Here is a 21,914-nt window from a genome sequence, read left to right on the forward strand (position 1 = left end):
AGAACCACTATGAAAACATTAAAATATATCATGGCCATGGCTATGGCATGCAGCGTCAACATGGCCTGCATGAACAGCAATTGGGACGAGCCGGAGCTTAGTCCCGAACAAGCCGGCATAGGAAACAACGCCATCAAGGAAACTCATGTCGTGAGCGTCGCCGACCTGAAAGCCAAATACAAGGAATATATCAACACCGATTGCCGTGACGGAAACTCTTTCACGCAGGTGGCCGAGGACATGCAAATAAAGGCCGTCGTGACGGGTAATGACGCGCAGGGAAACCTCTACAACGAGATATCCGTGGACGATGGCACCGGCGCCATCATCATCGCCATAGCGCAAGGCGGCATATACGGCCAGCTGCCCATAGGCACGGAAATACTCGTGGACCTGAAAGGACTCTACGTGGGCAACTATGGCAAGCAAGCCGAGATAGGCGCTCCAAATACCAACGCACATGGGCAGACTTACGTGGGCCGCATGAATCGTTTCGTATGGGCGCGGCATTTCAAGGTCACCGGCGACGGAAAGACCGTCGAGCCTGTCTTGTTTGACAAGAGCATTACCGTCAACAAGTATGGCAACGTGTACGACGGCAAGCTCGTCACGCTGAAAAACGTGAGCTTCAAAAGCGCCGACGGCAAGGCCACATACGCGTACGCAGGCAGCGGCCCGGGATCGAAACAGGTTTATTTTAACGAGTACAACAGCAAGTTGGTGATGCTTTACACCAGCAATTTCGCCAAATTCGCCGCCCATCCACTGCCTACCGGCAAGGTGAACGTGACGGGTGTCATGAAGCGGTTTAACAACACTTGGGAAATCGTCATTCGCACATTGGATGATGTGGAAGAAATAAAATAACAATAAAAACAACAAGAAATGAAAAAACTTATCTATTCTATGCTGGCGTTGGCCATCACCACGCTCGCATTCACAAGTTGCGAGGATGTTCCCGCGCCATTCGATACCGACTATCACGAAAATGGCGGCGCCATCCCCACAGACCCCACCGGCGAGGGCACTTTGGCCTCTCCATACAACGTGGCCAAGGTAATACAGATTATCAAAGCTGGCGAACAAACCGAAAAAGAGGTGTATTTCAAAGGCGTCATCACCAAAATCAAGGATATTGAAACGGAGAAATACGGCAACGCCACCTACTCGGTCAGCGACACGAAAGATGGCAAAAACTCTTTCTTGGTATATCGTGGCAAAGGTTTGAACGGCCAAAAGTTTACCACAGGAAACGAGATTAACGTGGGCGACACGGTGGTAGCGCTCGGCCGGTTGACCATATTCAACGGCACGCTCGAGACCACACCCGGAAGCATGATTATATCCATCAACGGCAAAGGCGGCACCGGCGGAGACGACACGCCCACCATCACCCCAGCCGGAGAGGGCACCAAAGAGTCGCCCTACAACGTAGCCAAGGCGCTCGCACTGACCAAGGCACTGCCCAAAGATGGCAAATCCAACGACGTTTACGTAATGGGCACCATCGTCGGGACTCCCTCAATCGACACCGGAAAATACGGCAACGCCACCTACGACATATCTGATGACGGCAAATCGGCCGCCACTTTCAAGGTGTTTCGCGGCTACGCTTTCAACGGCAAAAAGTTTAAGGCAGGAGACAAACTGAAAGCAGGCGACAAGGTTGTGGTATATGGCAAGTTGCTCAACTACTTTGGCAACACGCCAGAAATGGCCCAAGGCAACAAACTCATATCCGTCAATGGCAAGACTTCGTTCGACAACACAGGCGAGACACCGGGCGAGAACCCATCCGACACGCCCACGGGCCTGACCATAAATGGCACCACCGTGACGGCCGTGAACGCTGAAGCGACCGCTGGCGTCACCACGGCGACCGTCAATCTTGGCAAACTTAAGCTGGCCAAGGGTGCGGAAGTGACCACCGTACAGCTTTCCGACGGCTCGACAATCACGTTCGGGGGTGGCGAAAACACGAACAACAAGCCTGTGTTCTATCCAGCCACAAAAGGCGTGCGCGTATACGCCAACAACATAATCAAGTTTGACTGCAAAGCCAAGATTGCCAAAATAGTGTTCACATGCGACGTTTATCAAGGGAAAAACTGTGTTGGCAACAAGACCGCGACCATCACTTTTGATGGCAACAAGGCCACCTACATCAACAAACACTTTGAGAACAAAGGTGGCGTCCAGCTGCGCGCGCAAACCATAACAGTGACTTACGCAAAATAAAAAAACTTAATTGTCAGCGCCATATAGGCAAAAAGTCAGCGAATTGCTTGCCAAGTCGCATTATTCTTCGTAATTTTGCAGCCGCTAACAATATAGCGTAGACAATATTCACAAATAATAATTGACACAATGAAAAAAGGTATTCATCCCGAAAACTATCGCCCCGTCGTATTCAAGGATATGTCCAACGGCGATATGTTCCTCTCAAAGTCTACATGCAAGACTACAGATACAGTAGAGTTTGAAGGCGAAACTTACCCCGTGGTAAAGGTCGAAATCTCAAGCACTTCCCACCCATTCTACACTGGCAAGAAGAAGCTCGTCGACACAGCCGGTCGCGTGGACCGCTTCATGAACCGTTACGGTAAGCTCAAGAAGTAACACGGCGAAATACCTATACGGTATAAACGATTTTAACAAAAGTGCGGTCGAACGTAGTTGCATATGCGTTCAATCGCACTTTTTCTTTTGCCAGACACACCCCATAACATCTTCTATATGAAACTCACGCCTCTCCTCATATTGTGCGCCATGCCACTTTGCTTTGCCTGCGGAGATGACATAGACCCCGACAAGACCGACAAGCCTGGAAAGCCAGCCATCACGAGCGACAACGCAAACGCAAACCCCACCTACGACAAGGCATACACCCGATTGGAAATGCCACGCTTGCGCCAAGGCAACGACACCATCTTGGTGCACCGAACGCACGGAAACACCGTGAACTATATCACGGAGTGGGACATTGGCAAGAAATCGCAGCGATGGAGTTGCTACGTGATGAACCGCGCGTTGGCCCGGAAAAACACGAAGCGCTATTACAGCGAAGACAACCAATACCCTCGCGACCCACTCATCCCCCCATCCATGCAATGGGAAAAAGACCCATATTGGTACAACAGCAAAAAACTCGACCATGGACATATCTGCCCCTCGGCCGACCGCCTGTCGTCGTTCGACATGAACTACCAGACATTTTTCCTCACCAACATGCAACCCCAATTCAATGCCTTCAACGCCGGGTTGTGGGCCAAATTGGAGAAGAAAGTGCGCATCATCGCGTCCACTTGCGACACCCTTTATGTATGCAAGGGCGGCACCATAGACGAAGGTAAGTATGGCGGTTACAACAAGGTGTATAGCAGATTGGGCAACGGACTCATCATGCCACGCTACTTCTTCATGGCCATGCTACGCTTGAACAACGGCCAATACGATGCCATAGGCTTCTGGACCGACCAGATAGACAATGCCCACGACAGCGGACAGCGATTGGCGCAATACGCAATAAGTATCGACGAGTTGGAAAAACGCACGGGCATTGATTTCTTTTGCAATCTTCCAGATGCCGTCGAGGATAAGGTGGAAGCGGCTTTCGGCTTCGCCGTCTCGTGGGGATTGTGACCTCTGAGCCACGCAGGCGAGCGAAGCGCCCAAATCATCGCCGCTCGGCATGGGCAACGAGCGCGGTGGGCAATGACGGAGACACCATGCCTATAAGCATCCTCTCATAAGGCAAACAGAAACGATCCATTTACGATTAAATGGAACTCGCTTCTTGAAAGGGAATGCCTGCCATACCAATCTTATTAGGCCTCATGCAAGCCAAGTAGGCACTCAGGCGTTTTAAACTTGTAGCAATAAGAAAAAATGAGCTGGAGAAATGAAACGCGCGCGGAAAAGATGGCAGAGCGCGTTCTTGCCATTTTCTTTGTATCGGAAAAACATCCAGCCGCAACACATTTGAAACAAGACTTATAAAAACATAAAAGCCGCGCTTCACAGCGAGGCTTAAACATATTATACAAAAACATTATGAATTTCTATTTTACTATTACACAAGATGAAATTTATGGCTAATGATGAATTGATTAAAATCTATTTATGTATTGTATTAGCATCCCGAACATCTGCCCATCTTTGTCTTGCGCTGACAATAGCGCTCACACTGCATGCGGATGTCATAACCTAAGAGCGCGCCTAACATAAAATCTTCTTCAGGCGTCAAGTCGCTCAACGATTTGTTAACAACCAACCGAATGGCATCCAAACACTCCTTGCTACCAAAAAAAAGGTTGACGGTGTCGGCTCCGGCAGGATGCATGACATAATTGATGCCCCGATGCTCCAATCGCTTGATGGCATATGCGGCATAACGGCGGTTAAAGGTGTAGAGAACCATCTGTCGAACGCCCTTCTGATATTCATAAATGTGGTTCATAAGAACCTTCATCTCTATGGGGACATCAGCCATGTCATTAATTTTTTAAATATTAAACTATAAAAAACACTACAAGAGTCTTTCTCGCAACATTGACGAGTTTAGAAACCGAGCGTCGGTATCCAAGCGTCTATGCGCTCTTCTGTCTTGCCATCCTCGTTGACATCGTCAAGAGCCAACCCCACGAAATGGCCATCCACCACAGCGTCAGAATCGTCAAACTCATAGCCGTCTGTCGACACCTCGCCAACGAGTGTGGCGCCTGCTTCTTTGGCTGCGTCATAGAGTTCTTTCATGGCGCCACAAAAAGTGTCGGAATACGAGGCGGAATCTCCACAGCCAAACACGGCAACTTTCTTACCTGACAAATCGGCCTTTTTAACTATCTCTATACCATCATACCAATCGTCTTGCAACTCTCCCGCGCCCCATGTGGAACTGCCAAGAAGGATATTGTCTGCCTCGGCAAGCTGATCGGCGGTAAGGTCAGAAACAGCTATTACCTCTGCGCCAAGTTTGCTGGCGATAGTCTGTGCGATGCTCTCGCAAGTTCCGGTTGACGAACCGTATACTACAATCGTTTTGCTCATTTCGTTTGAAGTTTATGTGTCATTTTGTTTTTACAGTTGCAAAGATAATTGGTTTTCGAATATGTCACAATACCTAAAAATTAGGATTTTGCGGAAATACCTACATGTAATGAATATTTTTTTTTAAAATCGCCCCACTTTTGCAAGCATGGATCAGGCTTGAGAACGCCGGCAAGACGGCGAGGGGGAGGCAGAAAACCAAACTATGGCTTGCCGGCAAATACGCGCTGGCCAATTTGCAACAGTTAATTCACCTATTTATATGGCGAATAGAAGATTGCCTTTCAAACAAAGCAAAGCATACGGCGTATTGTACGCGATAACAAAAATTTTGTTGACACGCATCAAGCATGAGCGCCAACTAATATGACTTGTTTTTTGATACAAAAATGACGATGTTATAAGAAATTTGCAAAAAATGCTCTATCTTTGTAAACCAAAATAACAAACAAGCGTATGCAAGATGATGGAAAAGTACATTAGCATATATTACCGGCTCTTTGACGTGACAGACGGTCGAAAAGAACTTATCGAGGAGTGTTCTAAAGATTGCCCGTACCATTGCATATTGGGCATTGGAGAACTTTTGGACGAATTTGAAAGACAGATTTCTGAAATTGAAGCAGGCCATGAGTTTGACATCACCTTGCGCCCGGAACAGGCTTACGGGGAATATAGCGACGAGAAGGTGGTGGAGATTGAAAAAGAAACTTTCGTGGTGAACGGCGCGTTTGATAGCGAAAACGTATACGAAGACGCCGTCATACCTCTTCGGGATGAAGATGGCAACTACCTAAAAGGGATTGTCATGGAAGTGAGGGACAACTCTGTGATAGTGAACCTAAACCATCCGTTGGCTGGCCGAACGCTCAATTTTCATGGAGCTGTTATCGAAAACAGAGAAGCGTCCAAGAAGGATATAAACAATATCATGGAGGAACGCAATTGCGCAGGCAATCATTGCGACTGCAATAGCAACCGCGAAGACAACAACAGCAAACATCAAGGCGAATGCCGTTGCAAACATCGCCGCAGAGAATAACGAACGAAAAACCAGACTTAAACCTCGTTAGCGCGATTGATTTGGGGGAAACGCAACATGGGCAACCATGTCGCATCGTAATGACGGCAATGTATTTTTGCGGAAAAAAGGCATGGGCGTCATTCCTCTTAGACATGAACGCCTATCGGACTTCACATCGGGAACAAAAAAAATGAGCAACACTTTTGGCAACGTCTTCACACTGACCACTTTTGGCGAGAGTCATGGCAAGGCTGTTGGCGGCATCGTTGATGGCATGCCCGCTGGCATAAAGATAGACACCGCTTTCATACAGCAGGAATTAAACCGACGCAAACCGGGCCAAAGCAAAATAACCACGTCGCACAACGAAGAGGATCAAGCGGAATTGCTGAGTGGTGTCTTTGAGGGGAAAACGACCGGAGCGCCAATAGGATTTGTGGTTTACAACAAAGGCCAGCGCCCGAAAGACTACGACAACATGCGCCACCTGTTCAGGCCATCGCACGCAGACTATACCTATTATGAGAAATATGGCTTAAGGGATTATCGCGGAGGCGGACGCGCGTCAGCACGCGTCACCATCAGCAGAGTAGTAGCGGGCGCGTTGGCAAAGATGGCATTGCGACAAATAGGCATTTCCATACAGGCTTATACGACCCAGGTGGGCCATATCAAATTAGAAAAAGACTATCATTTGTATGACCTAAAACAAACCGAAACCAACGCCGTGCGCTGCCCGGACGCAGAGAAGGCCCAGCTCATGGAAAACCTTATTTTGCATGTAAAGGAAGCCGGCGACACCATAGGAGGGGTCATAGCCTGCGTTATCAAGGGCACACCCATTGGCCTGGGCGAGCCGGAATTTGGCAAGCTACATGCCCAACTCGGCGCTGCCATGTTGGGGATCAATGCCGTGAAAGGTTTTGAATATGGCGAAGGTTTTGACGGCGTGGAAGCCCTTGGAAGCGAGCAGAATGACGCTTTCACTATACAAGACGGCAAAATTGAAACTGCCACCAACCATAGCGGTGGAGTTCAGGGAGGCATAAGCAATGGGCAGGATATCTTTTTCAGGGTCGCCTTTAAACCTGTAGCCACCATTTTACAAGAACAAGACACCGTGGACACAGACGGCAACGCCACCACACTTATCGCGCAAGGCCGACACGACCCATGCGTTTTGCCAAGGGCCGTACCCATAGTTGAGGCGATGGCGGCCATGGTGATGATAGATTATTACCTGCTCAACAAGACAACCCGTATATGAGCTCTTTATAAAATATTATGCAATTTGTTTCCAAAACATACGAAAAACAAAAATATACCGTATATTTGCGACAAAATATGATGAGGGATTTGTGAAAAGCCCCAATTCGATTAGTTAAGTCTGGTTTAGTTTTTGTGTTGGTTGGGGGCTGCCTCGTGGCAGTCCCCACTTTTTATTTCCACTAAACGTATGACTTGTTTTCGTTCTCGAAATTAGCCAAACATCTACAGGAAATACTGTAAACGCGCACAAACACCGCCAACGACGCAGCTTGTTCAAAATGGGAAAGAGAGGGATACGCGAACGATTAGACTACGCCTATAATTTCGGACACATGCTTACAGCCATGATTTTCAAGCCACCCGGCAATGCCTTCTTTAACCTTCACGGTAATCATGGGATCGACAAAATTGGCGGTTCCAATTTGAACGGCGGTGGCTCCGGCCATCATAAACTCAATGGCGTCGGCGGCATTCATAATTCCACCAAGTCCTATCACCGGTATTTTAACGGCATGAGCCACATCCCATACCATGCGAACGGCTACCGGTTTGACAGCCGGCCCACTCAAGCCACCAGTGCGAATGCTGAGTTTAGGACAGCGACGCTCTATGTCGATAGCCATCCCCATGAGCGTATTGATAAGCGAGACAGAGTCCGCCCCTTCCGCTTCGCAAGCTCTTGCGATATCCGCGATATTAGTGACATTGGGCGAAAGTTTCACTATAAGCGTCTTGTGATAGACCTTACGCACAGCCTTTACAACAGCGGCGGCGCCACCGCAAGTTACGCCAAATGCCATTCCACCCTCCTTCACATTGGGGCACGATATGTTAAGCTCTATGGCAGGAATACGCTCCAAGGCATCTATTTTTGCAGCACAAGCCGCATAGGTCTCGGGCGAATTGCCACTAACGTTGACGATGACTGCCGTTTTGATACTTTTTATCTTAGGATAGATTTGCTCACAAAAATAATCCACGCCTTTATTCTGTAAGCCTACACAGTTCAACATGCCCGAAGCTGTCTCCGCCATGCGAGGATAATCGTTTCCTTCGCGTGGCTCAAGCGTAGTGCCCTTGACAATGATGCCCCCAATTGCGTGCAACGGAACAAGATCTTGAAACTCCAACCCATAACCAAAAGTGCCGCTGGCCGTCATTACCGGGTTGCTCAGTTGTAGATGATTTATTTTTACATTTAAATCTACCATAACAGTCTTTCAATATTAAAAACAGGCCCATCGGCGCACACACATCTATTTCCTGACACCGTCTTTTCCACACAACAAAGACACGCTCCAAGGCCGCACGCCATCAAGTTTTCCAAAGAAGCCTCACATTCTATATGATGCGACATGGCATATCGCGCAACCGACATCATCATTGGCTTTGGCCCACAAGTTTGGATAAAATCAAAAAATGTATCCCTCAATATACTGTGATCCGTCACAAAGCCCTTTTCTCCTTTTGAAAAATCTTCCGTGGTGACATGCACGCTGCCCAACTTTTCGAAATATTCAAGTTCTAAAAGATCTTTCTCTGAACGGGCTCCTAAAAGAAATGACGGCTCGTTGCCCGCCTCCGCCAATTTTCTTCCTTGGTATAAAAGAGGTGCAACACCTACCCCTCCCCCAACCAAGAGCACTCTTTTATTTCGTAATTGTTCGGCACTTGTAAAACTATTGCCCAATGGAAACAGGCAATTCAAGCTGTCACCCTCTTGTAATTGTAACAACCTTCGCGTGCCATCGCCCACGGCAGCAACAAGCAACCACAACTCGTTTTTAGACACATCCACATCATTTACAGATATTGGCCTGCGAAGAAATGTATTGGGAGAATTGTCAACACGAACCTCAACAAATTGCCCCGGAAACATTTGGGGTAGCGGATTATCATGCGTCAACTTAAGCAACGCATGCTTATCACTTAATTTACGCACCGAATTAACACGTAAATCGCGACAATATTTTCTCATACACAACTATATTTGAAGCTATATTTCACACCAAGACTGCGTAAGCCAAAAGCTTGTCAAGCACAACTTGAAGCCCATTGCGAACCTATATCTTTACAAAGATAGACATTTTTCCGGTGATGATTTAATGATAATAAGAAAAATTATCGCTTGGGTTCAAACGTCTCCCACGTCTGATCATCATAGAATATCCTTATCTCTGTTATTTTCCGCACAGGTTTGTCAATATATTTGATAACAGTTTTTTCTTCACCACACGACTGCTGGGGTACGGAATTGTCACTTGCCCGCTGTTGACTTTCAAAAAGACTTGGTGCCTGCCGAACAGAATGCGAAGTCGAAATAACCGAATGGTCAACAACGTTAGGCGCCATGGACGGAGTGTCACCATCGTCGTTTTTTTTATACATGGAACCTATACCAAATAACAACCATTCAACGGAAATATTTGGAAGACGATCATGAATAGACTCTATCATCTGTACTGTTGGTCTCGTCCGGTCATTAAATATTCCACTTAACGATCCTTCTGATATTCCGGTGAACTGTGCGAAATCTTTTTGAGACATCTTGAGACTTTCCATAATCTCTCTAATTCGATCTTTCATATACCTAATTTATTATGTCGACAAAGAAAATAGTGGATTAAAACCTTATTTCTTACGGTTTACAAAATTAAATATTAAAATTCTAATATCCAAACGAAACGCTTGGAAAATTTATATATTTCAATTCACATACGTATAGTCAAAACCCTAAGTGTCAAATGCAAAAAATGCGCAATGCGTGATTTAAGTTTGCAAATCCAAATTTAGATATGAAATCAAGCGTTAAGCAATACAATAGTCAATAAACACAAGTGATTGGTTATATTATAAATATTATGCCTCTTTTTTACTTCTAAGCCACAAACATTCGAAAAACTGATGATTTCTAACTCGCTTTTATATATTAACACTTGATTAAAGATATGTAAACCCCTGATTTTAAAGATAATGACCAAACTATACACCTCTATATAAAAAACAATTTGCGTTTTCAAACAAACAACCGCTCGTTTGTATACTCAAATTCGCAAGATTGAACTCGTTAGGTCGACCTGTGATTTGCGTTTGAACATGCGAACGCATGCCCATTTCTTTCAAATTCGATTTTTAAAATTACGAAAAGTTAAACGTTGCAAAATGTTAATATTGAATTATTTTGGGGAGATCTTGCAAAATATGCTCATTTCTTGCGTATTTGCCGGCAAGTGGTTATGTCGTTTAAAATATGCGATTTTTAAGGGTGTTAAAATTGCGTAACTACCCTATTCCATACGAGTTAAGCCTAAAAAAGAGCGTCATGGAAACGCTCATTATAGAAGAAAAAGTCAGATTGGGAGATGTTTTTAGTGCAAAATATAGAAGATAAGCTCTTTCATTAGGTCTCCCGTAGAGGTGTTCGGATTGTCCAAGCCCTTACTTTTAGTATCAGTTTCCCTTATCTTGTCCAATATTTCCAACGTTTTCCTACCAGAGTAATTTTTCATACCGGTTATATAGTCTGTGACCCCCCAAAGGCTTTTCAATTCTATATAATTTGCCACACTCTGTTTGTCTGCCCTATTAGGTGCGTAATAGGCAAGCATCAAGTTTTGAAAGAAATTGAAGAGCAAAGGCAAAAACGAATATACGGAGCCAGCCTTGGGATTATTGTCAAAATATTTGATAATTTGATTTGCTTTGAAAACGTCTTTGTTTACAATGGCGCTTCGCAGCTCAAAAGCATTGAAATCTTTGCTCACTCCAATATTCCGCTCCACCATTTCCGGCGACACACAACGATTATCCTCCGGCAATGAGATTAACAGCTTGTCCAACTCCGAATGCAATCGGCCAAGATCCGCCCCAATACACTCGGCTATCATGTTAGCGCTTTTTTCGTCTATGGCAACTTTTCGTTTGGAAAGATACGACTGCACATATCCTGGTAGTTGCCATTCTCTAAGTTTTTTGCTTTCAAAAACCAATCCTACCTTTTCAACTCCAGACATAAACTTGGTACGACGGTTGATGGTCCCGTTCTTGTAACAAATGACAAGTATGGTTTTCGGTTGCGGGTTTTTGACATACTTTTCCAACTTCTCTATCGACTTCATACCTTGCGCTTCCTTCACAATAATCACGCGCGCCGGAGCCGTCATGGGGTATTGCATAGCCAAGTCTGTCAGTTGAGCCGCGTTTGTGTCCAGGCCATAAACCACAATTTGATCGAAAGCTTGCTGGTCCGGTTTCAAAACATGATTTTGTATATAGTCGCTAATCTGGTCTATGTAATAAGATTCGTCACCCATCAGGACATAAACTGGCAAGAAACGACCAGCTTTCAACTCACGCATGATCGCGTCGAAAGATTGCGTTGCTTTCTTTTCAGGCATAGTTTATCGCTATTTTTAAAAGTATCTTCATGCGATTTATTATCTTTGCACTATCAAAAACTCATGCAAAGATAATAAAATGATTCCATTAAATCTGCCTTCTTTCAACATAAAATTACAAGGCACGCGAGAGCGTCCGCGCGTATTTGACATTCTGCGAAGACGCTACGTAGCCCTAACGCCCGAAGAATGGGTACGCCAAAATTTCATACATTATCTTATAGAGAGCCTCAACTATCCCGCCACCCTGCTTGCCAATGAGATGCGTTTGCAAGTAGGGCAAAAGCGATTGCGCGCCGACAGCGTACTGTTCGACACCGAATTAAAACCCCGTATGATCATAGAGTACAAAGCCCCCAATATCGCTATCACCCAAAAAGTCTTTGACCAAATATCCGCATACAATCTCATGCTTCACGCAGATTATCTGATTGTATCAAATGGCATGCGTCACTACTGTTGCAAAATGGATTACGACAATAACAGATACCTGTTTATGGACCATATTCCCAAGTACGAAGAAATTTGACAAAACACCTTTATCTGTCACTCAAGAAACACAACACACGAGCACGACATATCATTACATTGAAGATACATCGTGCTCGTATGTTTATATCATTCTTGGCATTATTGAAATTGTGCCAAGGATTTCCCTATTTAAAAAAATCAGCCTACAGCATCGTAACCTCTTGTGCTATTATCGCGCAAGATGTCACGCAAACTTTTTTCCACATACTCGCCATCTTGGTGCGCTGTTGGGTCAGGGTGGTGAGGTTTATCTTCTTCATAATGAAAGTTTTTGTAGTTCATTTCCCCAATTCCCCACAACACTGCGGCCATGACAAGAAATGCCACAAATATGAAAGCGATATTCATTTCTATTGTCTGATTTATTAATTATTTGCTGCAAAGATAGCATTTTTTCAGCTAACAAGGGATAAGTGAGAGAATATTTTATTAAATTTGCATTAAACAGACGGCGAGGGTCTCGAGCAAAAACCATGTCGTTCTTTTAAACAAATATCACTCGTGACAACGTTGCGCTCAAGACACGCACATCGATTGCATCGGATCGACACGATGACATCATTTGAAATTAGCGTTGTCACGACATAAGAAAGGAAACGTAGTTATGGCCAAAATTGGCAGATGGATAGGTGGCGCGTTAGGCCTTATAGTCACTGGCAGCCCCCTTGGCGCCTTAGCGGGGTACGTGTTAGGCTCCCTCTTTGACACCAAGGATGAAGACGCCAATTTTTCTTTCGGTAACGGAGATACACATTATAGCGGCTCCAATTATCAAGATGACACGAGATGGCAAACTAATCCGTATGGCCAGCAGCGCAACGACTTTTTGTTTTCGCTGCTCGTCTTGGCCTCTTATATTATCAGAGCCGACAACAAAGTAATGCACTCCGAGATGAATCTTGTACGTCGATGGCTACGCGCCAACTTTGGCGAGGCCGGTGCCACCGAGGGCGAACAAATCATTCTAAAACTTTTTGAGCAGCAAAAAATACTTGGAGCTGTCGAATATCGGAACATTGTGATGAGCAGTTGCCAACAAATCAGGATGTACATGTCTTATGAACAGCGACTTCAACTCCTCAATTTCCTCGTGCTTTTGGCACAGGCCGATGGTGTCGTTGTCAATGTCGAAATCCACGCCTTAAAAGAATGTGCTATCCAATTAGGCCTCTCAGAAGCCGACCTCAAATCCATGTTGAGCCTCCAAGATGCTAACACAAGTCTTGACGCAGCCTACAAAGTCTTAGGCGTGTCGCCCAACGCATCTAACGAGGTGGTAAAACGAGCTTATCGCAAATTGGCATTGCAACATCATCCAGACAAGGTTGCCAACCTCGGTGAAGACGTTCGCAAGGCCGCGGTCAAGAAATTTCAAGAAATCAACGCTGCCAAAGATACCATCTGGAAAGCCCGAGGTTTATAACGTTACAAGAAACACGGTTTGTTGTAACCCATCAACACCTTATATCCTTAGTACATGTCCCGAAATCCTTTCATTAAGCGTATCTCCATATCCGCCCTTTTACGCTTATTGGTTATAGGGTAGTTCTTAAAAGATTCCATCGTTTAGAAGAGGCCTTGGATAACGCCTTGCCTTCTTCGTGTTTCCATTCGCCTCGAAATCCAAGTCCGTCCATCTGCCTCGTTATTTTCCACGCCTCCTTGCATCTTTCGCTTTCCAAACAAAACCAAAGTCTGCCAAGGCTAATTATACCAATATCATGCGCCCGACAACTACGCGACGTCTCCCTCGAGTTGGCTGGCGGAATGTTGAAAGTAAATAATATTTTCAAGAAAAATAGCGAAAAAACTAAAATTTAACACAGCGACTTGTAAATTTTACAAAAGTTTTATTATCTTTGTAAAACATCAACGACATGGCGTTAAATAGGTTTCAAGTTTGGGCACACGGCCGTCCACCCTTTCCCCAAGCATAAACCATACACATGCGTTATATGAATATTCTTTCATTTACATCCCAATTATCAAATTAACATAAAACGTTCAGCAATGAAAAAAAACATTACGAAAACACTTTCCTTAGCAGGCATGCTGCTGTTGGGAAGCCTCAAATCAGCGGCGCAAGTCAATGACGTGTCTTTCATCGTGTCTCCCGCCGCGGAGCACATTTGGTGGGACAAGGATCTTTCCATTGACAACATGCCGCTATACGGTGGCAAAATTGGATTCGGTTTCGGGCCGCTCTTTGAGTTGCGGGCATTCTATTTGCGTGGCAACGATGCCAACGCCAAAGTGCGCTTGGAAAACTGGCGCGCGGACAAGTTATGGCCTGCCAATATCAAAGACACCAAATTAGACTTGACAAAATATGGCGGAGAGCTGAAGCTCAACTTGTGGAAAAACGCGTTCTTTACGCCATACCTCACAGCGGGGGCCGGTGTGCAAACCATGAAGTACAACAGCTACAAGGGCGACGTCTCGATGACAGTCGTACCCATGAAAGACGAACAGCTTTTCGTGGCACTTGGCGTGGGAGCCAAGTTCAACCTTGGCAGTCGCACAGCGCTCGCCCTCGAGGCCAAGAACACCATGTTCAACGCCAGCGAGGGAAGCTATCTCATGCGTCCAGAATACAACAAGGCCGATGGCGGAAACCATCTATACAATTGGACAGCGGGCGCGACGCTCGATTTTTATTTGGGCGGAACCACCGACAATAGCGGCGACGCCATCAGCCGCGAATACCGCGACCTTTTCTCCGGCGGTTTCAAAGGCTTGAAATTCGTTGTGGAGCCAGCCATGGCTTACATCAATTTTGACAAGGACATGCCCATGACCGACACCTATTTATTAGGAGGCAGCGCGGGGTTTGACCTCTCTTCGCTCGTAGGCGTCAGGGGATTCTACTATCAAGCCAACAAAGAGGCTGACAAGCTGTCATTGTCGTTCAACAAGCATCTGGCCCTCTATGGTGGCAACATCATCACCCGATTAAACTTCCCAAGAGGCATCAATCCCTATTTGCAACTCGGTGGAGGTTACATGAACGTGGGCGACAAGTACACTGACAAGAGAGGTAGCTCGGCAGCTGAAAGCTCCGCCTTCGTGTTTGGAGGCGCGGGTGTAGAGATACCTTTGTCAAGGTACGTGGCTCTCTTTGGTACCGCAAATGCCCTGTTCACCACGGAGAAAGGCGTAAACGAAGAAGACATCCAAAATACAAGCCACATCAACACCAGCGTGATGTACAACGCAGGCTTAAGGCTCAATCTTGGCATGGCAGCCAACGGCGAGAAAAAATACAAGAGATACCTCAACCGCAGGCTTGACGCTCAACGCGAGGCATTAAACGAAAAGATCAACGAGCTGAGAGCGAATTACGACGAACAAATTGACAATTATGACAAGAAGATCTCTGATTATGATACCAAGATCTCCGAATACGACCAGCAGATAGCACGGTATGAAGAGCGCGTCAACGCCCTCAAAGCCGACTACGAGAAGCGCATTGGCAAATTAGACAGAGATTTGGATCAGGCGTTAAAGGCCAACGACACCATCCGGGTGGCAGAGCTCGCGCGTTTGAGAGACCGCGACAAGCAAGAACTCGAAGGGATTGAAAACGACGAGTTGGCCATGAAGAGAAAAATGATCTGCGAGCTTGGGCAAAACCATGGCAACAGCATGAAAATGACACGCGGCGAGCTCAACGAATTGGTGGGCCGCATCATAAGAGAAGCCAGGGAATGCGCTCGTTGCGGCGACTACGGCTACAGCTACGAGCAGCCACAACCACCGTACCGCTCTGTCGCTCCATCGCAAGTATTGGAACCCGTCCAAAACAACGAGACCGAACTTCTGAGAAGAGAGCTTCGCGTCGTGAACGAGAAATTGGACAAGGTCATCAGCCAAGGGAACAATGGCAAAACCACCGTTATATATGGAGACAACGCCACGCCAAGAACAGAGTTGGCGCCCGCGACAGTGTATAACGAAGGAGCGTACCACCCCGCCACCGGCAATCACTTCAAGCTTAACCGTGTCAGCGTGTTCACAGGATTGGGCTTTGGCGACTTGACCGCGTGGAACGTTGGCGTAAGAGGATACATGCAGGTAGCCTCCACCAATTTGGATTTCGTACCCGAGCTGTACGCGTCCATGGCAGACAAAAGCGGAATGGGCGTCTCCGCCAACATCATTTACAATTTCAAGATCAACTCTTTGGGCAAGTTCACGCCCTACGCAGGTTTCGGTCTTGGCATTTTCCACGGCAAAGACACGCATTTTGGCTCCAACATAATCGTTGGCGTCAGCACCAACATGCTTGGCGGAAAAGTATTTGCGGACTACTCCGCACGCAGCCTAACCAAACAAAACCAAGTGGCTATAGGCTATTCATTCGTATTCTAAAAATCACCACACATGCAAAAAAAGTTTAGTCTGGCAGCATTAGCCTTTCTCGCTTTACCTATCTCTCACGCAGGCGCGACCCCCACACATGGGTCGCTGCCTGTTGGAGAAGACACGATCATCGTGGATCGAAACGAGCTGATAGACGTGCTTAGAGGCGTAGCGGCCAGCGAAATGAGAAGATGGCACAGGCCTGCCAGAAGCTCTTCGCAATATGAAAACCGGCCTTATCAACAAGGCGAGACCATGCCAGTTTACAACACCGTCTCAAAACAGGTGGAGTATGTTCCAGTTTATGTGCCGCGATATACAAGGCAACAACCTTACCTTACATACGAGCCGGCGCAAAATTCGCTATCAAAAAGCGTCAAAGACAACGAGCCCCGGCAGACAGAACGTCTCCAAAAGCAAATTGACGAACTGCGAAAGCAGATAGAGACACTTGGCAAGACCGTACAAGATTCTGCCATCAAACAGCAAATGGACTCTTTGGAGGAGCGTATCAACACGATCCGCGCCGAAAAAGACACGGTCGTCATATCCAACAACCTTGTGGGAAACGAGGCGGAAAATGTAATTGAGCGACATGCGGACGAGCCGGGTCAGGCCTCAAAAATGGCACTTTTCGACACCAACATACGACAAGTGTTTTTTGAGATCTCGTCCAACCAGCTCACCAATGAGGCAACACGCACACTCAAGACCGTGGCCGAGATGATGAGAGAAAATAGAGATTTGAAAGTAGAGCTGACAGGCTTCTCAAGCAAGGACGGCCCCAAGGCTTTCAATCGAGACCTTGCCATGCGACGCATGAAAAGCGTCAAGGACTTTCTGCTCCACAACGGAGTTGACGCTCGCCAGATCAGCGCAATGTCATACGGCATAGATAAACAATCGGACATGAGCACTTACGCGCGCAGAGTGGAGCTCTGCGTCTCATTGTAAAAGTACATTACCTATTATAAAAATGCCACTTGCGCGGTTTTCAACGAGGTCTCCGTGGAGACATGATTGAAAACGCCGCAAGTGGCATTTTTTAACAAGACCTATTCAAGAGACTTGATTGTAGGCCCTTGAAGACAAGCCGTCATTTAACAATGGCTCACTCAGAAGCCGTTTCCTCGTCCTTTTTCTTCGCGCGGCGAGTGGTGCGCTTGCGCTTGGGCTTCTCCGACGCCGCACTCTCGGTCTTCACGCCCGCGAGTTCCGGATCTATCAATATACGTCCGCAATATTCGCACACAATAATTTTCTTGTGCATCTTGATGTCAAGTTGGCGCTGTGGCGGTATCTTGTTGAAGCAACCGCCGCACGCGTCGCGCTGCACGTACACCAAGCCCAACCCATTGCGGGCGCCCTTGCGTATGCGCTTGAAGCTCTCCAGCAACCGAGGCTCTATCCTTGTCTCCAATTTCTTGGCCTCTTCTTTCAGCTTTTCCTCCTCCTCGCGCGTCTCTTGCATGATCTCTGACAGTTCCTCCCGCTTGTGACCCAAGTCTTCCTGACGTTCGCTTATCACGGCCTGCGTCTTGGCAAGGTCCTCCTTGCGCTCTTCCACCTTGGCCATGGCCTCCTTGATTTTCTTGTTGCACAGCTCTATCTCGAGCGTCAAGAACTCTATTTCCTTGCAGAGGGTGTCATACTCACGGTTGTTTCTCACCTCCTCCAGCTGTCCCTTGTAGCGGTCCACGTTCATTTGCGCCGTCTCTATCTCGTTGCGTTTCTGGGCGATGGCAGAACGAAAGTCTTCTATCTCTGCCTCTATTTTGCCTTGGCGCGTGCCAAGGCCTTCAAGCTCGTCCTCAAGATCTTGCACCTCCAAGGGCAACTCTCCGCGCAGGGCGCGCTTTTCGTCTATAGCCGACAGTGTGGTCTGCAATTGGTAAAGGGTGGACAATTTCTCTTCGACAGACAAGTCTGTAGGGTCTTTTTTTGCCATAATATAATAAGTGTATTTAAATTTTACAAATAAATTATCGGGTTTGTGTTCGTCTTCGCCATGTGGCATGGCACGCCGTGACACGCGTCTTGAACAATGTCACGAAACACCTCGTTAGTGTATTGTTCGCTCTGGTAGTGCCCCATCACGGCTATCTGTATTTGCTGCTCGTGACCGAAATAGTCATGATAGCCCATCTCCCCAGTCACGAAAGCGTCCGCTCCCTCGCCTATGGCCTCACCCAACAGGAAAGAGCCGGCGCCACCACAGATGGCCACCTTCCTTATCTCGCGTCTCAACAGCTGGTTGGTCATCAGGCATTCCACGTCAAACACCCGCTTTAGCATAGTGACAAAGTCATCGGCCGCCATGGGCTTGGCAAACTCGCCTATCACGCCATCGCCACCTCTCACCATGACGGGCCTGTCTCCATCGGTATCGCCTGGAACGGCAACCTCTCGCTGCTTCCCAAAGAAGCGCAGGTTCTCAAGCCCCATTTTCTCCGCGATCTTGCAGTTCACGCCCCCCCACGCACTGTCCATGTTGGTGTGCATGGACACGATGGCCACGTCGTTTTTTATCGCCTTGATTATCGCGCGCTGCACATAGTCTGCGCCACACACGCAAGACAACTTGCGAAATATAAGCGGATGGTGCGACACTATAAGGTTGCACCCCAAGCGGACAGCCTCATCCACGATTTGCTCCGTGACGTCAAGACACAACAAAGCCCCTGACACTTCCGCCTCTGTCAATCCAACCTGCAGGCCGGCATTGTCAAAATCAGCTTGCAGGGGCAGAGGCGCAAATCGCTCAAGGGCGCTCACCACTTCTTTTATTTTCACGTTTACAATACGTTTTAGGGTACAAAGGTAGCCATTTTCATAGATACTGACAACGAACGACTGCCCAGTTTTAGTTAGTTTAACAAATTCGCGCGCTTGGGTGCATTCGTAGCCCACCCTCGCTTCGTACCGCCACATGCCGTCTCATCGTTTTTGGCCGTTTTGCCTTGCGGCAGTTTTTGCTTAGCCATCATTTTAGAAGTCACATGTGATTGTATGCGCCAAGGTAGCGCGAAAAACTCGCGCGCCCAACAAAACGGCCATTAAAAAATGCGTTAACAGAGCCCGACACATCGGTGAAACCATTCGCCGCGCATGGCATTTTGTCAATAATATATCACAAAAATCGGTACCTGCGAACACGCCCTTCCAGATTGTTCGCACGGCACATTTAAGCGATTTTTCATGGTTAACGACAGCGCCGTCCGTTTGCCATAGCCCGTTCAGGCCTAATAGGCACGCTATTGGATAACAGACGCAACGCGACAAGCGCCAAACGGCATCGCCATTAAAGCCTAAACGCCACGCCATTAGTGTCTTATCACGCCATCATAACAAAGCCGTCACGACACGTTCCGCGAGAAAATGGCGCAAGACTCTAATCATCAACCACTTGTCAAACTGTCAAAATACGGGCGTATTTGCGGGCGACGCCCCACTCGCTCGCAAATACGCCAAACACAAAAAGGCTTTTGTATATTTTTTTCCATGCTGATATAAGCATGACCGAAAGAAAACAACCATCTGTGTTTTGTGGCAAATCTTTAAAACGGTGGGTAAAACGTGCAGGCATTAACAAACACATTAGTTGGTATTGTGGCCGTCATGGTTTTGCCGTGAATATACTAAATAATGGTGCCAACATCAAAACCGTCGCAAGTTTGTTGGGACATAGCAGATTGAAACACTCCGAGAAGCATACCCGGTCGTTAGACAAGTCGGAGGCAATCAATAGTTTGCCAGCATTGAAAATTTAAAATGAAAAACGAATTGGAAACATTTTTTAATTCATCATATCTATATTTCCACTTTGGTTTACACATAGTTTGAGAAATAATAAGTAATTTTATAGCGCAATCAAGTTACATAAGCATGGAACGCAAGAAAAATCAATCGCCTAAAGGTGGTACTTGCCGAAAAAGGCATGACAAATAAACAAATGGCAGTATACTTGACACTTTAAGCGAGGTATCAATCCAATGTACAACTCTACAGAAACAATAAAAAGTTCATTTGAGTGATGTGAGAAACTGTCTAATATCATATCACAAGTCACTAACCAAATGCTCAAAGGATATGGTTATCACAATGTTTCCTGATAAGTTCGAAAAAAAGGAAGACATTATAAAAGAATAAAATGATGGAAGCAAGCAACAACGACAACATGCTCATCTATCAGTCGGAAGATGGGAAAATAAAGATAGATGTTCGATTTGAAAACGAGACGGTGTGGCTGTCACAGGCACAGATGTGCGTACTTTTTGGACGTGAGCGCAGTGTTATCACCAAGCATATAAACAACATTTTCGAAGAAGGAGAACTTGATGAAAATAGCAATGTGCAAATTTTGCACATTGCATATTCCGATAAACCTGTTAAGTTTTATAACCTTGACGTAATCATCTCGGTAGGCTATCGGGTGAAGTCGCGGCAAGGCACACAGTTCCGCATTTGGGCTACCCAGCGACTGAGAGAATACATCATCAAAGGCTTCGCGCTGAACGATGAGCGATTCAAAACGGGGTCTTCCTACAATTATTTCAAGGAACTCTTAGACCGCATTCGTGAGATACGTCTTTCTGAGAAAGTATTTTATCAGCAGATAAAGGATATATACGCAACAAGTATCGACTATAATCCATCGGCTGAGATAACATTGGCTTTCTTCAAGGAAGTACAGAACAAACTGCTCTGGGCTGTCAGCGGGAAGACAGCCGCAGAACTCATGTACTATCGTGCCAATGCCTCATTGCCAATGATGGGACTTACTTCCACGGAAAAAGAAGGAAAAGTTACCAAGAATGATGTCATGATAGGCAAGAACTACCTGAACGAGAAAGAGATTGGTCAACTAAAACTTATCGTAGAACAGTTCCTTGCCTATGCTGAGGCGCAAGCATTAGCCGAAAAACCAATGTACATGAGCGACTGGGTGCAGAAACTTCGACTTGTACTCACCATGAACGAGAAGAATATTCTTGAGCATGCCGGCACCATTTCTCACGAAGCGGCAGTTGCCAAAGCTACAAAGGAATATATTGCTTACAAAGAACAACAACGGAAAATTGAACATCTTGAAAGTATAAAGCAGCTCGACCAAGACCTGAAGCGTATCGCACCACGAAAGCACAATAAAAAAGAGAAAGACAACGAAGAGAATAATCAATACTAGTCTCTATGCGCTTAAAGCAGCCTTTAAGTTATCATTATAATTCCCACTATGACTTTAGGGGGTAGTCACCGCAACTGTGTCAAACTGTTTTCCGTTA

At 46.4% G+C, this 21,914-nt stretch carries 20 protein-coding genes and 2 pseudogenes; 13 read left to right on the forward strand and 9 right to left on the reverse strand.

What is annotated here, in order from left to right; translation table 11 throughout:
- The first annotated feature begins 9 nt into the window (after positions 1-9).
- From HMPREF1640_RS03400 to HMPREF1640_RS03415, 4 genes are all read left to right on the forward strand, one after another.
- Positions 10-867: a DUF5689 domain-containing protein gene (locus HMPREF1640_RS03400; RefSeq protein ID WP_036892400.1), complete on the forward strand. Its 858-nt coding sequence runs from the start codon at positions 10-12 to the stop codon at positions 865-867.
- An 18-nt stretch (positions 868-885) separates the two neighbouring features.
- A complete protein-coding gene (locus HMPREF1640_RS03405) occupies positions 886-2,238 on the forward strand; it encodes an OB-fold nucleic acid binding domain-containing protein (protein ID WP_036892402.1) in 1,353 nt (450 codons plus the stop codon).
- A 129-nt stretch (positions 2,239-2,367) separates the two neighbouring features.
- A complete protein-coding gene (locus HMPREF1640_RS03410) occupies positions 2,368-2,619 on the forward strand; it encodes a type B 50S ribosomal protein L31 (protein WP_036892405.1) in 252 nt (83 codons plus the stop codon).
- A 117-nt stretch (positions 2,620-2,736) separates the two neighbouring features.
- A complete protein-coding gene (locus tag HMPREF1640_RS03415; RefSeq protein ID WP_036892407.1) occupies positions 2,737-3,642 on the forward strand; it encodes a DNA/RNA non-specific endonuclease in 906 nt (301 codons plus the stop codon).
- A gap of 490 nt (positions 3,643-4,132) precedes the next feature.
- Here the strand turns inward: HMPREF1640_RS03415 and HMPREF1640_RS03420 are convergent, their stop codons facing one another.
- A complete protein-coding gene (locus HMPREF1640_RS03420) occupies positions 4,133-4,492 on the reverse strand; it encodes a DUF2023 family protein (protein WP_036892409.1) in 360 nt (119 codons plus the stop codon).
- A 68-nt stretch (positions 4,493-4,560) separates the two neighbouring features.
- Complete coding sequence (gene fldA / locus HMPREF1640_RS03425) at positions 4,561-5,049, reverse strand: flavodoxin FldA (RefSeq protein WP_036892410.1); 489 nt, start codon at positions 5,047-5,049, stop codon at positions 4,561-4,563.
- Between the two features lie 463 nt (positions 5,050-5,512).
- On the opposite strand from fldA, the gene HMPREF1640_RS03430 reads away from it, so the two are divergent.
- The gene (locus tag HMPREF1640_RS03430; protein WP_052051685.1) at positions 5,513-6,091 is read left to right on the forward strand and encodes a peptidylprolyl isomerase; all 579 of its coding nucleotides are present in this window, start codon (positions 5,513-5,515) and stop codon (positions 6,089-6,091) included.
- A gap of 172 nt (positions 6,092-6,263) precedes the next feature.
- Positions 6,264-7,340, forward strand: a complete 1,077-nt coding sequence (gene aroC, locus HMPREF1640_RS03435; RefSeq protein ID WP_036892466.1) for a chorismate synthase — start codon at positions 6,264-6,266, stop codon at positions 7,338-7,340.
- A 307-nt stretch (positions 7,341-7,647) separates the two neighbouring features.
- Here the strand turns inward: aroC and HMPREF1640_RS03440 are convergent, their stop codons facing one another.
- The 4 genes from HMPREF1640_RS03440 to holA form a co-directional block, all read right to left on the reverse strand.
- Positions 7,648-8,553: a dihydroorotate dehydrogenase gene (locus HMPREF1640_RS03440; protein ID WP_036892413.1), complete on the reverse strand. Its 906-nt coding sequence runs from the start codon at positions 8,551-8,553 to the stop codon at positions 7,648-7,650.
- Positions 8,547-9,320: a dihydroorotate dehydrogenase electron transfer subunit gene (locus HMPREF1640_RS03445; protein WP_036892416.1), complete on the reverse strand. Its 774-nt coding sequence runs from the start codon at positions 9,318-9,320 to the stop codon at positions 8,547-8,549. Before HMPREF1640_RS03445 ends, HMPREF1640_RS03440 begins: the two co-directional genes overlap by 7 nt.
- Before the next feature lie 143 nt (positions 9,321-9,463).
- Entirely contained in the window at positions 9,464-9,928 is a 465-nt protein-coding gene (locus tag HMPREF1640_RS03450) for a helix-turn-helix transcriptional regulator (RefSeq protein WP_036892418.1), read from the reverse strand.
- 782 nt (positions 9,929-10,710) lie between these two features.
- A complete protein-coding gene (gene holA, locus HMPREF1640_RS03455; RefSeq protein WP_036892420.1) occupies positions 10,711-11,739 on the reverse strand; it encodes a DNA polymerase III subunit delta in 1,029 nt (342 codons plus the stop codon).
- 79 nt (positions 11,740-11,818) lie between these two features.
- Here holA and HMPREF1640_RS03460 point away from each other — a divergent pair, with 79 nt between their 5' ends.
- Positions 11,819-12,268, forward strand: a complete 450-nt coding sequence (locus HMPREF1640_RS03460) for a type I restriction enzyme HsdR N-terminal domain-containing protein (protein ID WP_036892422.1) — start codon at positions 11,819-11,821, stop codon at positions 12,266-12,268.
- A 258-nt stretch (positions 12,269-12,526) separates the two neighbouring features.
- Here HMPREF1640_RS03460 and HMPREF1640_RS13490 read toward each other — a convergent pair whose 3' ends face one another.
- A complete protein-coding gene (locus HMPREF1640_RS13490) occupies positions 12,527-12,745 on the reverse strand; it encodes a hypothetical protein (protein ID WP_197051476.1) in 219 nt (72 codons plus the stop codon).
- 129 nt (positions 12,746-12,874) lie between these two features.
- Here HMPREF1640_RS13490 and HMPREF1640_RS03470 point away from each other — a divergent pair, with 129 nt between their 5' ends.
- The 3 genes from HMPREF1640_RS03470 to HMPREF1640_RS03480 all read left to right on the forward strand — a co-directional run bounded on the left by HMPREF1640_RS03470 (position 12,875) and on the right by HMPREF1640_RS03480 (position 17,586).
- Positions 12,875-13,693, forward strand: coding sequence for a DnaJ domain-containing protein (locus HMPREF1640_RS03470; protein WP_036892426.1), 819 nt, complete (start codon positions 12,875-12,877; stop codon positions 13,691-13,693).
- Positions 13,694-14,280: 587 nt separating this feature from the next.
- Positions 14,281-16,641, forward strand: coding sequence for an outer membrane beta-barrel protein (locus HMPREF1640_RS03475; RefSeq protein WP_036892429.1), 2,361 nt, complete (start codon positions 14,281-14,283; stop codon positions 16,639-16,641).
- Positions 16,642-16,653: 12 nt separating this feature from the next.
- The gene (locus HMPREF1640_RS03480) at positions 16,654-17,586 is read left to right on the forward strand and encodes an OmpA family protein (protein WP_036892431.1); all 933 of its coding nucleotides are present in this window, start codon (positions 16,654-16,656) and stop codon (positions 17,584-17,586) included.
- Positions 17,587-17,743: 157 nt separating this feature from the next.
- Here the strand turns inward: HMPREF1640_RS03480 and HMPREF1640_RS03485 are convergent, their stop codons facing one another.
- Both HMPREF1640_RS03485 and HMPREF1640_RS03490 read right to left on the reverse strand, forming a co-directional pair.
- A complete protein-coding gene (locus tag HMPREF1640_RS03485; protein ID WP_036892467.1) occupies positions 17,744-18,580 on the reverse strand; it encodes a zinc ribbon domain-containing protein in 837 nt (278 codons plus the stop codon).
- A gap of 23 nt (positions 18,581-18,603) precedes the next feature.
- Positions 18,604-19,425 carry a Nif3-like dinuclear metal center hexameric protein gene (locus tag HMPREF1640_RS03490; RefSeq protein ID WP_036892434.1) on the reverse strand — a complete coding sequence of 274 codons (822 nt, stop codon included), beginning with the start codon at positions 19,423-19,425 and terminating at the stop codon, positions 18,604-18,606.
- A 752-nt stretch (positions 19,426-20,177) separates the two neighbouring features.
- Between HMPREF1640_RS03490 and HMPREF1640_RS03495 the strand changes: the two are divergent.
- The 3 genes and pseudogenes from HMPREF1640_RS03495 to rhuM all read left to right on the forward strand — a co-directional run.
- Positions 20,178-20,402 (forward strand): annotated as a pseudogene (locus HMPREF1640_RS03495) (tyrosine-type recombinase/integrase); the annotation flags it as partial.
- Between the two features lie 131 nt (positions 20,403-20,533).
- A pseudogene (locus HMPREF1640_RS13910) lies at positions 20,534-20,599 on the forward strand (XRE family transcriptional regulator); the annotation flags it as partial.
- 186 nt (positions 20,600-20,785) lie between these two features.
- Positions 20,786-21,817, forward strand: coding sequence for a RhuM family protein (gene rhuM / locus HMPREF1640_RS03500; protein WP_036892468.1), 1,032 nt, complete (start codon positions 20,786-20,788; stop codon positions 21,815-21,817).
- The last annotated feature ends 97 nt before the right edge of the window (positions 21,818-21,914 follow it).

Origin of the sequence: Prevotella sp. S7-1-8, assembly GCF_000758925.1 — a bacterium.
In the GTDB taxonomy this organism is placed as follows: domain Bacteria; phylum Bacteroidota; class Bacteroidia; order Bacteroidales; family Bacteroidaceae; genus Prevotella.